The sequence below is a fragment of the Pontixanthobacter rizhaonensis genome (genome assembly GCF_012972675.1).
Lineage (GTDB): Bacteria > Pseudomonadota > Alphaproteobacteria > Sphingomonadales > Sphingomonadaceae > Pontixanthobacter > Pontixanthobacter rizhaonensis.
On record NZ_JABCRE010000002.1, the window covers coordinates 1093878 to 1107815 of the forward strand.

The 13938-nt window shown below is 53.4% G+C and carries 12 protein-coding genes; 6 read left to right on the forward strand and 6 right to left on the reverse strand.

Annotated features, from left to right (window positions below; translation table 11 throughout):
• The first annotated feature begins 39 nt into the window (after positions 1–39).
• A complete protein-coding gene (gene gyrA / locus HKD42_RS05200) occupies positions 40–2814 on the forward strand; it encodes a DNA gyrase subunit A (protein ID WP_170010940.1) in 2775 nt (924 codons plus the stop codon).
• Positions 2811–3647, forward strand: coding sequence for a TauD/TfdA dioxygenase family protein (locus tag HKD42_RS05205; protein WP_170010942.1), 837 nt, complete (start codon positions 2811–2813; stop codon positions 3645–3647). Before gyrA ends, HKD42_RS05205 begins: the two co-directional genes overlap by 4 nt.
• A gap of 1 nt (position 3648) precedes the next feature.
• Here HKD42_RS05205 and HKD42_RS05210 read toward each other — a convergent pair whose 3' ends face one another.
• Positions 3649–4302 (reverse strand): lysoplasmalogenase family protein, encoded by a 654-nt coding sequence (locus HKD42_RS05210; protein WP_170010944.1) that lies wholly within the window; start codon positions 4300–4302, stop codon positions 3649–3651.
• Positions 4303–4384: 82 nt separating this feature from the next.
• Here HKD42_RS05210 and trmFO point away from each other — a divergent pair, with 82 nt between their 5' ends.
• Positions 4385–5782: a methylenetetrahydrofolate--tRNA-(uracil(54)-C(5))-methyltransferase (FADH(2)-oxidizing) TrmFO gene (gene trmFO / locus HKD42_RS05215; RefSeq protein WP_170010946.1), complete on the forward strand. Its 1398-nt coding sequence runs from the start codon at positions 4385–4387 to the stop codon at positions 5780–5782.
• A 3-nt stretch (positions 5783–5785) separates the two neighbouring features.
• On the opposite strand, the gene HKD42_RS05220 is transcribed toward trmFO, so the two are convergent.
• From HKD42_RS05220 to HKD42_RS05240, 5 genes are read right to left on the reverse strand one after another with little or no spacing between them, the layout of a single operon-like run.
• Positions 5786–6253, reverse strand: a complete 468-nt coding sequence (locus tag HKD42_RS05220) for an EF-hand domain-containing protein (RefSeq protein ID WP_170010948.1) — start codon at positions 6251–6253, stop codon at positions 5786–5788.
• A gap of 30 nt (positions 6254–6283) precedes the next feature.
• Positions 6284–6937, reverse strand: a complete 654-nt coding sequence (locus HKD42_RS05225; RefSeq protein WP_170010950.1) for a hypothetical protein — start codon at positions 6935–6937, stop codon at positions 6284–6286.
• A 46-nt stretch (positions 6938–6983) separates the two neighbouring features.
• Positions 6984–7670 carry a TadE/TadG family type IV pilus assembly protein gene (locus HKD42_RS05230; RefSeq protein ID WP_170010952.1) on the reverse strand — a complete coding sequence of 229 codons (687 nt, stop codon included), beginning with the start codon at positions 7668–7670 and terminating at the stop codon, positions 6984–6986.
• The gene (locus HKD42_RS05235) at positions 7663–8280 is read right to left on the reverse strand and encodes a TadE/TadG family type IV pilus assembly protein (RefSeq protein ID WP_170010954.1); all 618 of its coding nucleotides are present in this window, start codon (positions 8278–8280) and stop codon (positions 7663–7665) included. Before HKD42_RS05235 ends, HKD42_RS05230 begins: the two co-directional genes overlap by 8 nt.
• Positions 8277–10250 carry a TadE/TadG family type IV pilus assembly protein gene (locus tag HKD42_RS05240; RefSeq protein ID WP_170010956.1) on the reverse strand — a complete coding sequence of 658 codons (1974 nt, stop codon included), beginning with the start codon at positions 10248–10250 and terminating at the stop codon, positions 8277–8279. The genes HKD42_RS05235 and HKD42_RS05240 overlap by 4 nt, the downstream gene beginning before the upstream one ends.
• A 155-nt stretch (positions 10251–10405) precedes the next feature.
• On the opposite strand from HKD42_RS05240, the gene HKD42_RS05245 reads away from it, so the two are divergent.
• Genes HKD42_RS05245 through HKD42_RS05255 form a run of 3 tightly spaced genes read left to right on the forward strand, consistent with a single transcriptional unit; the run spans position 10406 to position 13928 of the window.
• A complete protein-coding gene (locus HKD42_RS05245) occupies positions 10406–12361 on the forward strand; it encodes a TadE/TadG family type IV pilus assembly protein (RefSeq protein WP_170010958.1) in 1956 nt (651 codons plus the stop codon).
• Positions 12358–12945 (forward strand): TadE family protein, encoded by a 588-nt coding sequence (locus HKD42_RS05250; RefSeq protein WP_170010960.1) that lies wholly within the window; start codon positions 12358–12360, stop codon positions 12943–12945. The genes HKD42_RS05245 and HKD42_RS05250 overlap by 4 nt, the downstream gene beginning before the upstream one ends.
• Positions 12942–13928, forward strand: a complete 987-nt coding sequence (locus tag HKD42_RS05255) for a TadE/TadG family type IV pilus assembly protein (protein WP_170010962.1) — start codon at positions 12942–12944, stop codon at positions 13926–13928. Before HKD42_RS05250 ends, HKD42_RS05255 begins: the two co-directional genes overlap by 4 nt.
• Positions 13929–13938 lie beyond the last annotated feature (10 nt).

Here is a 13938-nt window from a genome sequence, read left to right on the forward strand (position 1 = left end):
ATAAATTCCCGCCCGGGAAGCAGTTAGAGAAGATATCCTTTGAGCGACGATTCCGAAACACTGACACCGCCTTCTCCATCAGATGAATATGCGCGCATCGACATCGTCGATGAGATGAAGACCAGTTATCTCGATTACGCGATGAGCGTGATCGTCAGCCGGGCGCTTCCTGATGTTCGTGACGGCCTAAAGCCGGTCCACCGCCGTATTCTATTTGCCAGCCAAGAAGGCGGATTCGTCGCTGGCAAGCCATATCGTAAATCAGCCAAGATCGTCGGTGACGTTATGGGTAACTATCACCCTCACGGTGATAGCGCGATTTACGATGCCCTTGCCAGAATGACGCAAGATTGGTCACTGCGGGTTCCGCTGATCGATGGTCAGGGTAACTTTGGCTCCATGGACCCGGATCCACCGGCTTCCATGCGTTATACAGAAGCCCGGCTTGCTAAAGTGGCAAATTCGCTGCTTGACGATCTCGACAAGGATACGGTTGATTTCGCGGAAAACTACGACGGGTCGCGTGAAGAACCGCAGGTTTTGCCTGCTCGCTTCCCCAACCTGCTCGTTAATGGTGCAGGCGGCATCGCGGTTGGCATGGCCACCAACGTACCGCCACACAATTTGGGCGAAGTGATAGACGGCTGCCTTGCATTCATAGAGCGGCCTGAGATCAGTTCAGAAGAACTGTTTGAAATTATCCCCGGGCCGGACTTCCCGACAGCCCCACTAATCTTAGGGCAGTCTGGCGCGAAGTCAGCGTACACCACAGGCCGCGGTTCTATCATTATGCGCGCGCGCCATGAAATCGAAACCAAGCGCGGTGATCGTGAGAGCATCGTTCTAACCTCTATTCCCTATCAAGTGGGCAAGAGCGGGCTAGTTGAGAAGCTGGCTGACGCGGCCAAGGAAAAGCGGATTGAAGGCGTTTCTGACATTCGGGATGAGTCGAGCCGCTTGGGTGTGCGCGTCGTGATCGACCTTAAACGCGATGCAACTGCCGAAGTTGTCCTCAACCAGATTTGGCGCCACACCCCTGCCCAATCCAGCTTTCCAGCCAATATGTTGGCGATCCGCGGCGGGCGTCCCGAAGTTTTATCGCTCAGGGATATTATACAGGCCTTCATCCAGTTCCGTGAAGAAGTCATCACACGGCGCACCAAATTTGAATTGAATAAAGCGCGTGACAGAGCGCACATCTTGCTCGGCTTGGTAGTTGCCGTTTCCAACCTCGACGAAGTCGTGGCGATGATCCGTAGCGCCCCCAATCCAGCAGAAGCGCGGGCAAGGTTGCTCGCCAAAGAATGGCCGATTGGTGACATTGCCCAGTACATCCGACTGGTCGAGGCGATCGAACCTGATGCCGATCAGGCCGGCGGAACATACCGCCTTTCGGAACGCCAAGTTAGAGCCATTCTTGAACTGCGCCTCCATCGCTTAACCGCATTGGGCCGCGATGAAATTGGTGACGAACTTAAGGTTCTGGCAGACGCTATCGCAGAATATCTCGCAATCCTTGCTGACCGGGTAAAACTCTACGCTATCATGCGTGAAGAGTTGCTGGAAATTCGTGAAAACTACGCCACACCGCGTGTTGCCGAAATTGCACCTGCTTGGGATGGTCTTGATGATGAAGACTTGATCGAACGAGACGAAATGGTCGTTACCGTGACACTTGATGGTTACATCAAACGCACGCCGCTATCGACTTTCCGCGCGCAGAACCGAGGCGGCAAAGGCCGTGCCGGAATGGCGACGAAGGAAGAAGACGCTGTCAGCGAAATGTTCGTGACCAGCACACACAATCCGGTGCTGTTCTTCTCCACATCGGGCAAGGTGTATCGCCTGAAAGTTTGGAAACTGCCGGAAGGCGGGCCGACTACTCGGGGCCGTCCGATTATCAACCTTTTGCCAGCTTTGGACGAAGGGGAAACCATCCGCACTGTGCTTCCTTTGCCCGAAGATGAGGATAGCTGGGAAGCACTAACCGTAATTTTTGCGACAGCGATGGGTAATGTTCGCCGCAACAGCATGGGATCATTCACGAATATCCCGTCCAACGGCAAATTCGCGATGAAATTTGACGATGATAGCAATGATAAGCTGATCGGCGTTGGCTTGTTAGAGGAAGGCGATGATGCCCTACTCGCGACTAAGCTGGGCAAAGCTATCCGTTTCAGCGGTGAAGATGTTCGTGAATTCCAAAGCCGGACATCTACCGGTGTTCGGGGAATGCGCCTGAAAGACGACGACCGTATCGTATCTCTTTCAATCCTTCATGGCGGTTCCGCTACGCCCGAAGAGCGCGATGCCTATTTGAAGGTTGCCCCGTGGAAATCGGATGATGATGCTGTTGAACTGTCTGCAGAACACGCAGAAATGGCAGAAGCAGAACAGTTTATCCTGACCGTTTGCGCCAATGGGTATGGCAAGATTTCATCAGCCTATGAGTATCGCCGTGCCGGACGCGGTGGCCAAGGTATCACCAATATCGACAATATTGCGCGTAACGGACCAGTCGTTGCCAGCTTTACTGCCACCAAATCGGATCAACTTATGCTGGTCACAGACCAGGCCAAGCTTATCAGGATAGGTTTGGACACTTTGCGCGTAATCGGTAGGGCAAGCGCGGGCGTCCGCTTATTCAACGTGGCGGATAACGAGAAGATCGTGAGTGTCGCAAAGCTTGACGAAGACAAATCCGAAGAGGAATTGGACGATAACGGAACGGAGGAAGGCACTGTCCCTGAAGGCAGCAATGGTGATGAAGCAACATCTTCCGCCCAAGACGAAAAGGACGCGCCAGACGCATGACCCTACAGATCGAACCCTCTGACAGCACGTGCGGTGCGCGTGTCACGGGGTTTGATCTGTCCGGGGCACTTGATACTCAAACCATTGCAGAGATCCGCCGCATTTGGCTGAAGCATCGGGTGATTTGTTTTCCTGACCAATTTTTGTCAGATGCGGCTCTGGAGGCGTTTACCGTCAAGATGGGTGGCTTCGGAGAGGATCCATTTTTCGATCCAATCCCCGGCCACGACCATATTGCAGCTATTCTGCGAGAAGCGGATGAGACCGCTCCCCTATTTGCAGAAAACTGGCATAGCGATTGGAGCTTTCTGGCAGTTCCGCCTGCGGGAACATGCCTAGCGGCAATTGAAATCCCGCCCACTGGTGGCGACACTCTTTTTGCTGATCAAATTGCGGCCTTTGCCGCATTGCCAGATGAACGCAAAAACCACCTGCGCAGCCTAACGGCGATCCACAGTGCAAAGGGCGCATATTCCACCGATGGGACTTATGGAAAGTCCGATATCGGCCGCAGTATGGCAATCAGGCCTAATGACAGCGCGCATCAGACACGCACACATCCTCTGGTTCAGACGCATCCGGAAACCGGAGAGGAAGCCATCTTCAGTTGCGCGGGTTATCTCGTTGGCATCGAGGGTATGAGTGACGAAGAAGGGTTCGCTTTCCTGGTGGATTTGCTTGCCTGGCAATCGCGCGATGAATTCGTCTATCGTCATGTTTGGGAACCCGGCATGGTGGTTCTGTGGGACAACAGGTCTGTTTTGCATAAAGCCACTGGCGGATATGAAGGCCACCGGCGCGAGCTGCACCGCACGACAATCGCAGCAGCCTAATTCATCCAGCGCTAGGCAGCTCTTTGCGCAAAGTCTGTATGACCCCGGTCGCAATCAAAAACTGTCCAAGATAATAGAGCGGCCACACCAAATTAGCGGACCATCCCGGCAAACCGCTGTTTCCCACACCCGCGAATATCAACCAGTCTGACACCACAAATACAATAGCACCGACACCAACCCGGTATCGCGAAAAACGGCTGAGCCAAGCAGTCGCTGCCATCCCGCCCAGTGCCAATCCGTAGATCGCAATTCCCGGATCATGAGAGACAAGCCAGCTAACCAACGGCGCCAAGGCCAGCAGCGCCAAAGCGGCAAACATTTGGCTTTTGGCAGGATTGTGCCGGCGGTTTTTCAGATAGAGAGCAATGGCAGCGAGATGTGACAGGAAGAACGCTATCCCGCCCCATATCAAATCAAGCTCAATCAACATATCGCCCGCCGCAGACAGCAGCATCACGATTGCCAGTATCTTTGCATCGATGCTGTTGTGCCGCTGGAGCGCATAAACCGCGAGCAGGCCCGCAGCACTGCCTTTTAGCAGAATTAGCCAAGTTCCGCCGATGGCAGTGTCTTTAAGGAAGAAATAGGCAATCGCGACGGCAATGCTCGCAAACAGCCAAGGGCGTTTTTCCGTCAGTGCTCGTTTAACCATGTGAAGCCGCCCCTTCAACTTGCCGCAAGTGTGATCCGATCACATCTTGCCCGACATACTATTGCTGCTATCCGATATCACCATGACACAACAAACACCAACCCACGACGTTCACATTATTGGTGGCGGATTGGCCGGCAGTGAAGCCGCCTGGCAATTGGCCAAGCGGGGTTTCCAAGTACGTCTTTCGGAAATGCGCGGAGCACCTGCTGATAAGGGCGGCGAGATGACCGCGGCACATCAGACGGACGGGCTGGCAGAAATGGTGTGCTCCAATTCCTTTCGGTCTGACGACCATGAACGTAACGCGGTCGGGTTACTGCATCACGAGATGCGGCGGCTGGACTCGCTCATTATGCGCGCTGGAGAAAAAGCCAGAGTACCGGCTGGCTCGGCAATGGCGGTTGATCGCGATGTATTTTCGCAAGAAGTCGAGCGTGAGCTACAGGCGCACCCGAATATCACCATTGTGCGGGAACGGATCGACACCTTACCCGATAGCGGGCCGACCATCGTTGCAACGGGGCCGTTAACAGCAGCCTCTCTAGCCGACAGCATCGTCAAGGCAACCGGGCAAGATCGTCTGGCATTTTTTGATGCCATTGCCCCAATTGTACACCGCGACAGTATCGATATGGATATTTGCTGGTTCCAATCACGGTGGGACAAGCCATCAGCCGGTGGTGGCAGCGGCAATGACTATATCAATTGCGCAATGGACAAGCAGCAATACGCCGCTTTCCATCAGGGGCTGCTCGACGCGGAAAAAACGGAATTCAAAGAATGGGAAGAAAACACTCCGTATTTTGAAGCCTGTATGCCGATTGAGGTAATGGCGTCTCGCGGGATCGACACATTACGTTATGGGCCAATGAAACCGGTCGGGCTGGATAACCCGCACGATAGAACGCCGGAATTCCCTCAAGGCCGCTGGGCTCATGCAGTCGTGCAGTTACGGCAGGACAACAAGCTCGGCACGCTTTGGAATATGGTCGGCTTCCAAACCAAGATGAAATACGGTGCGCAGGTTGAACTTTTCCGCACCATTCCAGGCTTACAAAACGCTGAATTTGCGCGACTGGGCGGGATGCACCGAAACACATTTCTCAATTCGCCGCTTGTTCTCGACCGGCAGATGCGCCTGAAAGACGCACCCCACATCCGCTTTGCCGGGCAAATAACCGGCTGCGAGGGCTATGTGGAAAGCGCATCTGTCGGGCTGCTCACAGGGATGATGACGGCCGCACAAATCGCAGGCGAGGATTGGACCCCGCCACCAGCAACCAGCGCGATGGGGGCCTTGTTATCTCACATCACCGGCGATGCTGAGGCTGACACCTACCAACCGATGAATGTTAATTTCGGGCTGTTTCCACCGATGCACGATGTGAAGAAGAAACAACGCAAAGAAGCATACACAGATCGCGGAAAAACAGAATTTGGCAAATGGCTTAACGCGCTGGAAGCTGTACCGGCGTAAATTTTAGCACCGGCAAGCGGGTTTGGCGGCCTTGCGCTTGGGGCGGGTTGTAGCGAACTCTTCCGGGGTGAGCTTCTCATTCCCGTTTGCATCAGCTTTGTCGAACCGGTTCGCCGTTGCCACGGCCCATTCTTCAAAGGTGAGCAAATTGTTGCCATCTTTGTCCAGCTTGCGAAATGCAGCACTTCGGGTCGATAGCATTTCGTTTCTTGAGATGGAGCGATCTCTATCCCGATCATAGCGAAAGAACCGCCGTTCCTCTCGGGACAATTCGGTGGCCTCTGGCGGTTTTGGGCCGACCATATCCCCTGCATCCGAAACCGGAATATCGGATGTTACGATTGCAGGTTCAGAGGCCTCAATTGCAGGAGGCGGCGCCGCTTCTTCCACTTGCGCCCTGCCCTGCCACCAGAACAAACCCAATCCAACCATCACAAGTGTAATCAGACCGCCTAAAAGCATCCGGTTCATTATCCGCTCCTTATGAAACGGAATACTATACTATCTACCGAACAATCCAACCCGGGTGACGGTAAGAAAATCTCGCCTGCCTTGGATCAATGGCCCTCCACCTTTAGAAATCGCATTCTCAGCCAGTATCCCCAAAATGGATAAAGACCTTAGCTGGTACGGTAATCGCTGATTGCGTACTTCGGCAGTTTGACATTGAGACAGAACAAACTGCTTTTCGTCTTGGTCACTCATACGAGAAAGCAAGTCCGCATATGCCCACACAGTACCGACAGAGTACGCCTGAGCCTTAGCTGAGGGTAAATCACACAAATGGGCGATGGCCGCGAAGCACTTCGCCCGGCCCTCTGTAAATTCTTGTGCGGCTGTATCGGGTAAAGGAGGCTCCGCCAAAAGCGCTTCCCATCCATCGACCAATGCAACCAAGGCAGATTCTTGCCTAGCCCAATGGGCTGATAGCGCATCCAATACAGGATCGCCTTCGGGTCGTTGTTCGACAGGTTTTCCCAATTGATCACGCCACCAAGCAATCCGCATTTGTGTCAGAACCGGTTCTTTCGACTGACTGACAAACTGCGCAAGACGGTTGTCTAGAACAAAAAAGGGTTCAATGATCCTCCGGTCCGCTGCAGCGCTGTGTGCGACGGCCAATTTTTGCGGAAGCGGAAGCTCATCGTGTACCATTGAAACGGCGCTGTCTCATCCAGCACAATTTCGCAAGATTAAAGGTTCATTCGCACTCAGAGTCGGAATCGCCGCCGGTTAACCCAGGAGTCAAATTCCGGTCGTCACGAATCAAATAGGCAGCTTCTTTACGTAGAGTACGATCACCGGAACCAAACGGGTTCTCGAACAACGCCTTATAAGTGTATTCAACCTCCACATACATCACCGCCATCCCGGATTGGGCAGTGACCTTGGATGCGCCCCGTCCCATGCCATTGATAGGTGAGCCTGTGAGCCCATTCAGCGTTGTATCGTTGCCGTATTTGGAATCTACATCCAAGTTTCCGCGGCAACGCTGCCACCGGATGAACTGACGGTCCGTAAAGTCGTCATACTCCAGGCTCGTCAAAATGATCCGCCCTTCGGTTTCGAGATCAATGGCCTGCCCGTCACGAATAGCTCCTGCCAGAACTGCATCCACATTGCCTTCGGTAATAGTTGGCGTGACACCACTATTATCAGTCTGCCCCAAACGCGAAGCGTTATCGGCGAGCGATAGAGCGATTTGGCTGAGCGTCATGTTGACTGTCGCCATTCGTGCGATTTCTGTCCCGTACAGCCCCATGGTGAGCAACACAGGAAGTACCAGCGCAAATTCGACCATAGAGACACCGCTCAAATTGGCCTTCAGATCACGAGCCAGGGCCCGAAAACTGCGGCGCCTTGGCGTAGCTTTGGTTGCGTTAAGCATCGTCACACACCCCTGCATCTGAGCCATAATTTGCCTGATCGGCGAATGGCTGGTTCTTTTTGACAGAAGAAGCGCTTAATTCCCGCTTTTCGGTGCCGCCAGGAATGAATGGGTTCGGGAACAGCGGATCATATTCAATTTTGACGGTGTAAATAACAACGTCGCCCGCGCCGCCATTACCTGCAGCGCCAATATCTTCGTCCCACTGCCCATTCCGGTTTTCGTCAGTGTAGGCTTCACCGCCATTGCAGAATCCGTCACCATCTTCATCGTTCCAAGATTCCGGCCGTTCGACATCTTCAAAATCGAAATAGCTCACTCGAGTGCTGGTAACCTCAGCATCAATGGCAACCACACGCACAGCATTGCGTACTTCCAAATCGGCAGCAGCCGTATTCGCGGTTTCAAGAGAAGACGACCGGGCCGCGTCCTGTACTGCGCCTTTCAAGATGGCGTTTGCATAAGCCATTTGCCCGAGGTCAAACAAACCCAACAGTAACGTCATGAACACGGTAATCATTAAACCGAATTCCATCACTGTCGCGCCGCGCTCGTCCCTCTTGAGACGGCGCATCAGCGCTACAGCGGGATGGCAGGCGAGCCGGATCATTGGACGACCCGCAATTCGCCAACATCTTTAGCAATCTCTTGGAAAGCGGCGTTGAGCTGGGACGCGTTGGCAGCGAGGAAGGAACTGTCATCGGATGAACACTCCACCAAATCTGAGGTGAGGCTAGATGCGAATGCAATCACCCAGACTCTGAGACCCTTAGCCTTGGCTTGTTCGCAAACGGCGAGAAACCTTGCAGTGTGACGGCTTGCGTGGTTCGAATATCCATTATCGGTAACACGTTGGTCATGGTATTCCAGACCATAGCTGCTCTGAATTCCGTAGTTGGGAACCATGGCACCATCGGTCATGAAGATGATATGGCGCGCAACGGAACCACCATTGGCTGGATCCTCCGTCACGTTGTCCCGGAAAATGCCTGTAGGAGACCCAATCCGCGCGCCCCAGATCATCCCGAGGTCGTGATATGTGAATCCTTCAGCACTGAGCGAGTCAGCATAAGCATCAAAATCACTTTCATCCATCTCGCCCAATGTACGTGCGGCTTGTGGACAATATGATCTAGCCGAGAAGCCCCAGTTACTCTCACTATTGCGAGTGTAATACCGACCGGACGAATCCGATGTTCGATAGTAAATCATCTCAGGCCACATGGGTTTCCATTGGGTCGCCGGATCTGAAGTGGGAGCCATGTCCACATCCAAGTCGAAGGCGCTGCTTGGGTTCAAACCAGTCAGCGAGTTCCAGCTGAAGGTTGAACTGGCAACTGTTTGACGTTCTTCAATGCACCCCTCCCAAGTCGAAGATTCATTCGAACCGTCTGGTCCCGTAACCGTGGAAACGCTGCTGAACGTCTTGTAGTCGCTTGTATCGAAATCGACCGGCTTATAAACGTAACGATCAAATTCGGTGGTCGTTGTTGTAATGTAGCGTGGGTCGCTAATTTCGATGTCTGATGTGTAGGAAGGCCGGGTCTCTGTCCGTACTTGGACGTACCACTGGCGCCGGCCAGTCCGTACACACTGATATGACGACCGGGTTTGGTTTTGGGTCACAGTAGTCGTTACAACCCGCTGACCGTTGCCGTTGATCTGGGTTTCAGTCGAAGTTGTGGTCGAACCCGAGTTTACCCAACTGGTATTGTTAGGCTGGCTACGCCGACAAATAAACCGAAAGCGATGCGGGCCGGAAAATTCCGTCCAGTCGCTGCCGGTTACTTCTCCAGTAGAGGTTTCTTGGTAATAAGTCGGATCTTCCCAGCCATCTGCGACTTGGACTTCTACTTCCTCGTAAACAGCCTCTTTCGACTGAATACGGGTAGTATCCGCCAGATATGACGAATCTAAATCATTCAATATTCCGCCTACATTCACGGATGAACTGTAGGGCACGAAGCCATAACGGATACGCGCGTTGCTGCCAGCGCTCGCAGTTTTGACTGTATCGTAGAAGCCTTTCATTGCGTCTTGCAACGCACGTAACCGTGTTTGACCGCCCAAGTTGCTGCCCATCGAGCCGGTCGTATCCAATACCATCACAACATCGCTGTTGCCGACCGACATGGATGCGGTGCAATCGACCGAAATATCGATCTCGTCAAAACCAAACAGGCTCATCACTGCTGTATCAAGCTTTGTCGTTGCAAGACCATCGATTCGGTTATCGTTTTCGGTCGCAGTCGTGACAAAGGTAGTTGAGTTTGATCCTTCGATCGCCTGGTCAAAGTTAGTATAGAAATAATTTTCAGCTTGGGTCGCCGCGGCAGTATTATAGCCGTTTTCTGCAACCGCGCGCCGTCCAGCGAGAACGCCGGAGTCGCAAGCGTTTTGCAGGCGGTTTTGCACCATGTAGCCGCGCGATATGTCAACGCCGCCGCCTACCATGCCAGCCATAGCAATCATTCCGATCGCTGCCATCGGCATAATATTCCCGCGCTGATCGTGCAGAAATTGTATGACGCCAGAGCGTTCGGTTAGCCCGGCTGAATTGTTTGTTCCGTATGTCGGCATTTCGTGTTTGCCCCTTTGCATGCGTCGAGGGACATACGAACAAACGTTAAAGAAACTCTAAATTCGGGGCGAGTTTCAACATTCTGTTACAAGTGACTATTTGTTAACCAAACTTCTTATCCGTACCATTACCGCAGCGCTCTAAATGCCGTGGAATGATCCGCAAATTTTCTTCCTGCGTAGAGCGCCAAAGCGATACTGTGCGCCACACCGGCTTCATGGCCCGTTTGGCCCATGATCGATCCGGAAATACGCTCGCTTTAGTTGCCGCATCGATCCTGCCGCTGGTTGGTTTGGTAGGTAGCGGCATCGATATGGGCCGAGCCTATCTTGCCTCAAGCCGCTTACAAGCGGCGTGCGATGCCGGTGTTCTCGCCGCTCGTAAAAGCCTTGGCACAGAAGCCGCTGTTACAGGCAAGATATCGGACAAAGTCGCAGCCGACGGATACAAGTTCTTCAATCTCAACTTTGCCGACGGCAATTATGGTACGGATAGTCGCGACTTTACCATGGCATTGGAAAGCGATTTCGCCATCACCGGTCAGGCGTCGGTGAATGTTCCGACGAGCATTATGACCGTCTTTGGTTTCGACAATGTACCGGTATCGGTGGATTGTCAGGCGCTTTTAAGCGTGAGCGACCTTGATGTAATGATGGTGCTGGATGTCACCGGATCAATGCGGCACGCCAATGACGGTGACACCCTGTCGCGCATGGACAGCATGAAAAGCGTGATCAGAGACTTTCACGCCCAGCTGGAAACTGCCAAAAACCCGAAAAGCGAAATTCGATATGGCTTTGTGCCATATGCGACGAATGTGAATGTCGGGCATTTGTTAGAAGATAGTTGGGTCACCACAAACTGGACCTATCAATCGCGCGAGATCGACAGTGAACAAACCACGACGACACCGCAGACGGTTACGCGAAACTGGGTGGCAGAAAGCGGCACCCGTACTCCTTGGACCACCGAGTCCGAGTATGCTGCGACATATGTACCTCCTACCTCCGGTGGCACTGGGGACACTGGCGGTACCACTGGCGGATATTACAGTTGCACCAATTCAGTGCCGAGCAGCACCTGGACCTTTGCTAACGAGTTGATCTCGAGCGAAACCGGTACCGATGAGAACGGCCAGCCCACGACAACCGAATATTATCGCAGAACCAGCAACGGGACCAATTACCGGCAAATTATCTCAGGCGACAAATGCCTGATCCAATCTTCGACAGACACCAACTACGTCGAGACTTTCGAGAGCTACAGCTACGAACAGACATCTTCGACTCCGGTGTATGAGTACAAGCCGATTGCGTCTGATGTGACCAATTGGCGCACTGATCTTAATGGATGTATTGAAGAGCGCCGCACGAGTGAGATCACTGATTACGACAATGTCGATATCACCCAGAATTTGGACTTGGATATCGACACTGTCCCGACAGCTGGTGATTCGGACACTCAATGGCGGCCATCAAATCCTAACGCCATTTATGCACGTTCGTTCGACTATTTTGGCAATGGATCGTTCACGCCTGAAGCTGTGAAGACAACAGAAGGGTTCGCACCGACCGGCCAATGGTGGTTTTCCCACTGCCCGGCCCGGGCTCAAAAACTCGCTCCGATGACGAGTGACGAGGTCGATACGTATCTCGCCACGCTTAGCCCATTTGGCGCGACTTACCACGATATCGGGATGATTTGGGGAGGCCGTTTGATGTCTCCAACCGGTCTATACGCGGCAGAGAATGCAGACGGCACCAATGGTCAACGCGCTCGCCACTTGATCTTTTTGACTGACGGCCAGACCGAACCTTACGATCTTGCCTACGGTGCTTACGGCATTGAAGGCCTTGATCGTCGCCGGTGGAACCCATCCTCAACACTGTCACTAGCAGACACTGTCGAGGCGCGGTTCGGCGTCGCTTGCGCCGAAGTGAAGAAGAGAAACATAACTGTATGGGTTATCGCTTTCGGCACCTATCTGAATGACGCGATGGTCGAATGCGCAGGCAACGGTCAGTATTTTGAGGCAGCCAATGCGGATGACCTCAACAATGCATTCACATCGATTGCCCGATCCATTGGTGATCTGAGGCTGTCGAAATGATGCAGAAAACAACACAACAAATTTGGCATGACGAGAACGGAGTTTCGATCGTAGAATTCGCGATGGTGGCCCCGCTCCTGCTTATGATGTTGCTGGGCTTTTTTGACGTCTCTTACAACATGTATGCCAACACTATGCTTCAAGGCGCAGTCCATGAAGCGGCGCGCGATTCATCATTGGAAGCAGCAAACGAAGCTGCCTTGGATGCAGCCGTAACGTCATCGGTACGCGAAGTGGCCGGCGAAGCGACATTGAAGTTTGAGCGTAAAGCCTACGCCACCTTCACCGCAGTTGCGAAGGCCGAGGAATTTACTGACATCAATAATGACGGCCAGTGCAACGATAACGAACCATTTGAAGACGCCAATAATAACGGGGTCTGGGATGCTGACCAAGGCGAGGCCGGCAGCGGCGGCGCCCGCGATGCGGTGCTCTATAACGTTACTATCCGGTATCCCCGTGCCTTTCCAATCGCCCCATTTATCGGAATCTCGGAATATCACGAAACCACTGCGACAACAGTTCTTCGCAATCAGCCGTTTGATGGCGAAATAGACCGATCAGCGATTGGGAATTGCATATGAATACGCTGTCGAAATTCGCCGTCGCCTTACGCAATGATAAAAAGGCCGCCGCGCTCACCGAATTTGCGTTAGCTACACCTCTTGTGTTGACGCTCGGCCTATGGGGCCTCGAGACGGCAAACCTCGCCATGATGCATATGCGGGTCAATCAGGCCGCTATGCAGATTGCCGATAATGCGGCGCGGATTGGCGACACATCGACACTATCCAACCAAAAGATCTACGAGGATGACCTCAACGACATTCTGCGCGGCATGGATATTCAGGCTGGGGAGAGCATCGATCTTTACCAGCACGGCCGCGTGATCATCAGCAGCTTACAAGTTGAACCAGGCAGCGACCCGGACCAGCAGTATATTGCATGGCAACGCTGCAAAGGCCGAAAAGAGGTTTCATCCAGTTACGGCGATCAAGGTACAGGCGTTGGCGATCCAAGCTTTACCGGGATGGGGCCAGCAGGTGAGGAAGTAACTGCCATTGCCAATGACGCTGTGATGTTTGTCGAAGTGCAATATAATTATCAGCCTTTGGCTACCGATGCGTTCATCAGCGACCCTGTCATCAGAAGCCGGGCGGCTTTTCAGGTTCGCGCAAGCCGCGATCTCACGCAGATTTATGAGCGCAATCCCGGATCACCTGCGGAAATTGCACGGTGCGACATCTTTGATTCCTACAAAGAAGCCCCTCCCCCGCCACGCAAGACCGGCGGCTGGTCGTGGATATTCAGCGATGACCCCAACGCTGGCGGCGGTAGCTCAAGCAGCTCTGGGGGATCCTCCAGCACTAGCGGCGGCAGCTCGGGTGGCTCGTCAAGCCCTGGCGGCGGTACTACCAACAACAGTGGCACGGGCGACGGAAGCGGCAACGGCGGAAATAATAACTCCAGCAGCGGCGGAAATGACGGCACCGGAGATGGCTCTAACGGCAATGGCAATAATGATGATGATGGACAATGGTGTCCGTCGTGGAACTGGTGGTGTTAAACCACCAACC

Coding starts and splice junctions, on each gene's coding strand:
- HKD42_RS05205 (WP_170010942.1), top strand. CDS start 2,811: ATGACCCTACAGATCGAACCCTCTGACAGCACGTGCGGTGCGCGTGTC.
- HKD42_RS05210 (WP_170010944.1), bottom strand. CDS start 4,302: ATGGTTAAACGAGCACTGACGGAAAAACGCCCTTGGCTGTTTGCGAGC.
- trmFO (WP_170010946.1), top strand. CDS start 4,385: ATGACACAACAAACACCAACCCACGACGTTCACATTATTGGTGGCGGA.
- HKD42_RS05220 (WP_170010948.1), bottom strand. CDS start 6,253: ATGAACCGGATGCTTTTAGGCGGTCTGATTACACTTGTGATGGTTGGA.
- HKD42_RS05225 (WP_170010950.1), bottom strand. CDS start 6,937: ATGGTACACGATGAGCTTCCGCTTCCGCAAAAATTGGCCGTCGCACAC.
- HKD42_RS05230 (WP_170010952.1), bottom strand. CDS start 7,670: ATGCTTAACGCAACCAAAGCTACGCCAAGGCGCCGCAGTTTTCGGGCC.
- HKD42_RS05235 (WP_170010954.1), bottom strand. CDS start 8,280: ATGATCCGGCTCGCCTGCCATCCCGCTGTAGCGCTGATGCGCCGTCTC.
- HKD42_RS05240 (WP_170010956.1), bottom strand. CDS start 10,250: ATGCCGACATACGGAACAAACAATTCAGCCGGGCTAACCGAACGCTCT.
- HKD42_RS05245 (WP_170010958.1), top strand. CDS start 10,406: ATGATCCGCAAATTTTCTTCCTGCGTAGAGCGCCAAAGCGATACTGTG.
- HKD42_RS05250 (WP_170010960.1), top strand. CDS start 12,358: ATGATGCAGAAAACAACACAACAAATTTGGCATGACGAGAACGGAGTT.
- HKD42_RS05255 (WP_170010962.1), top strand. CDS start 12,942: ATGAATACGCTGTCGAAATTCGCCGTCGCCTTACGCAATGATAAAAAG.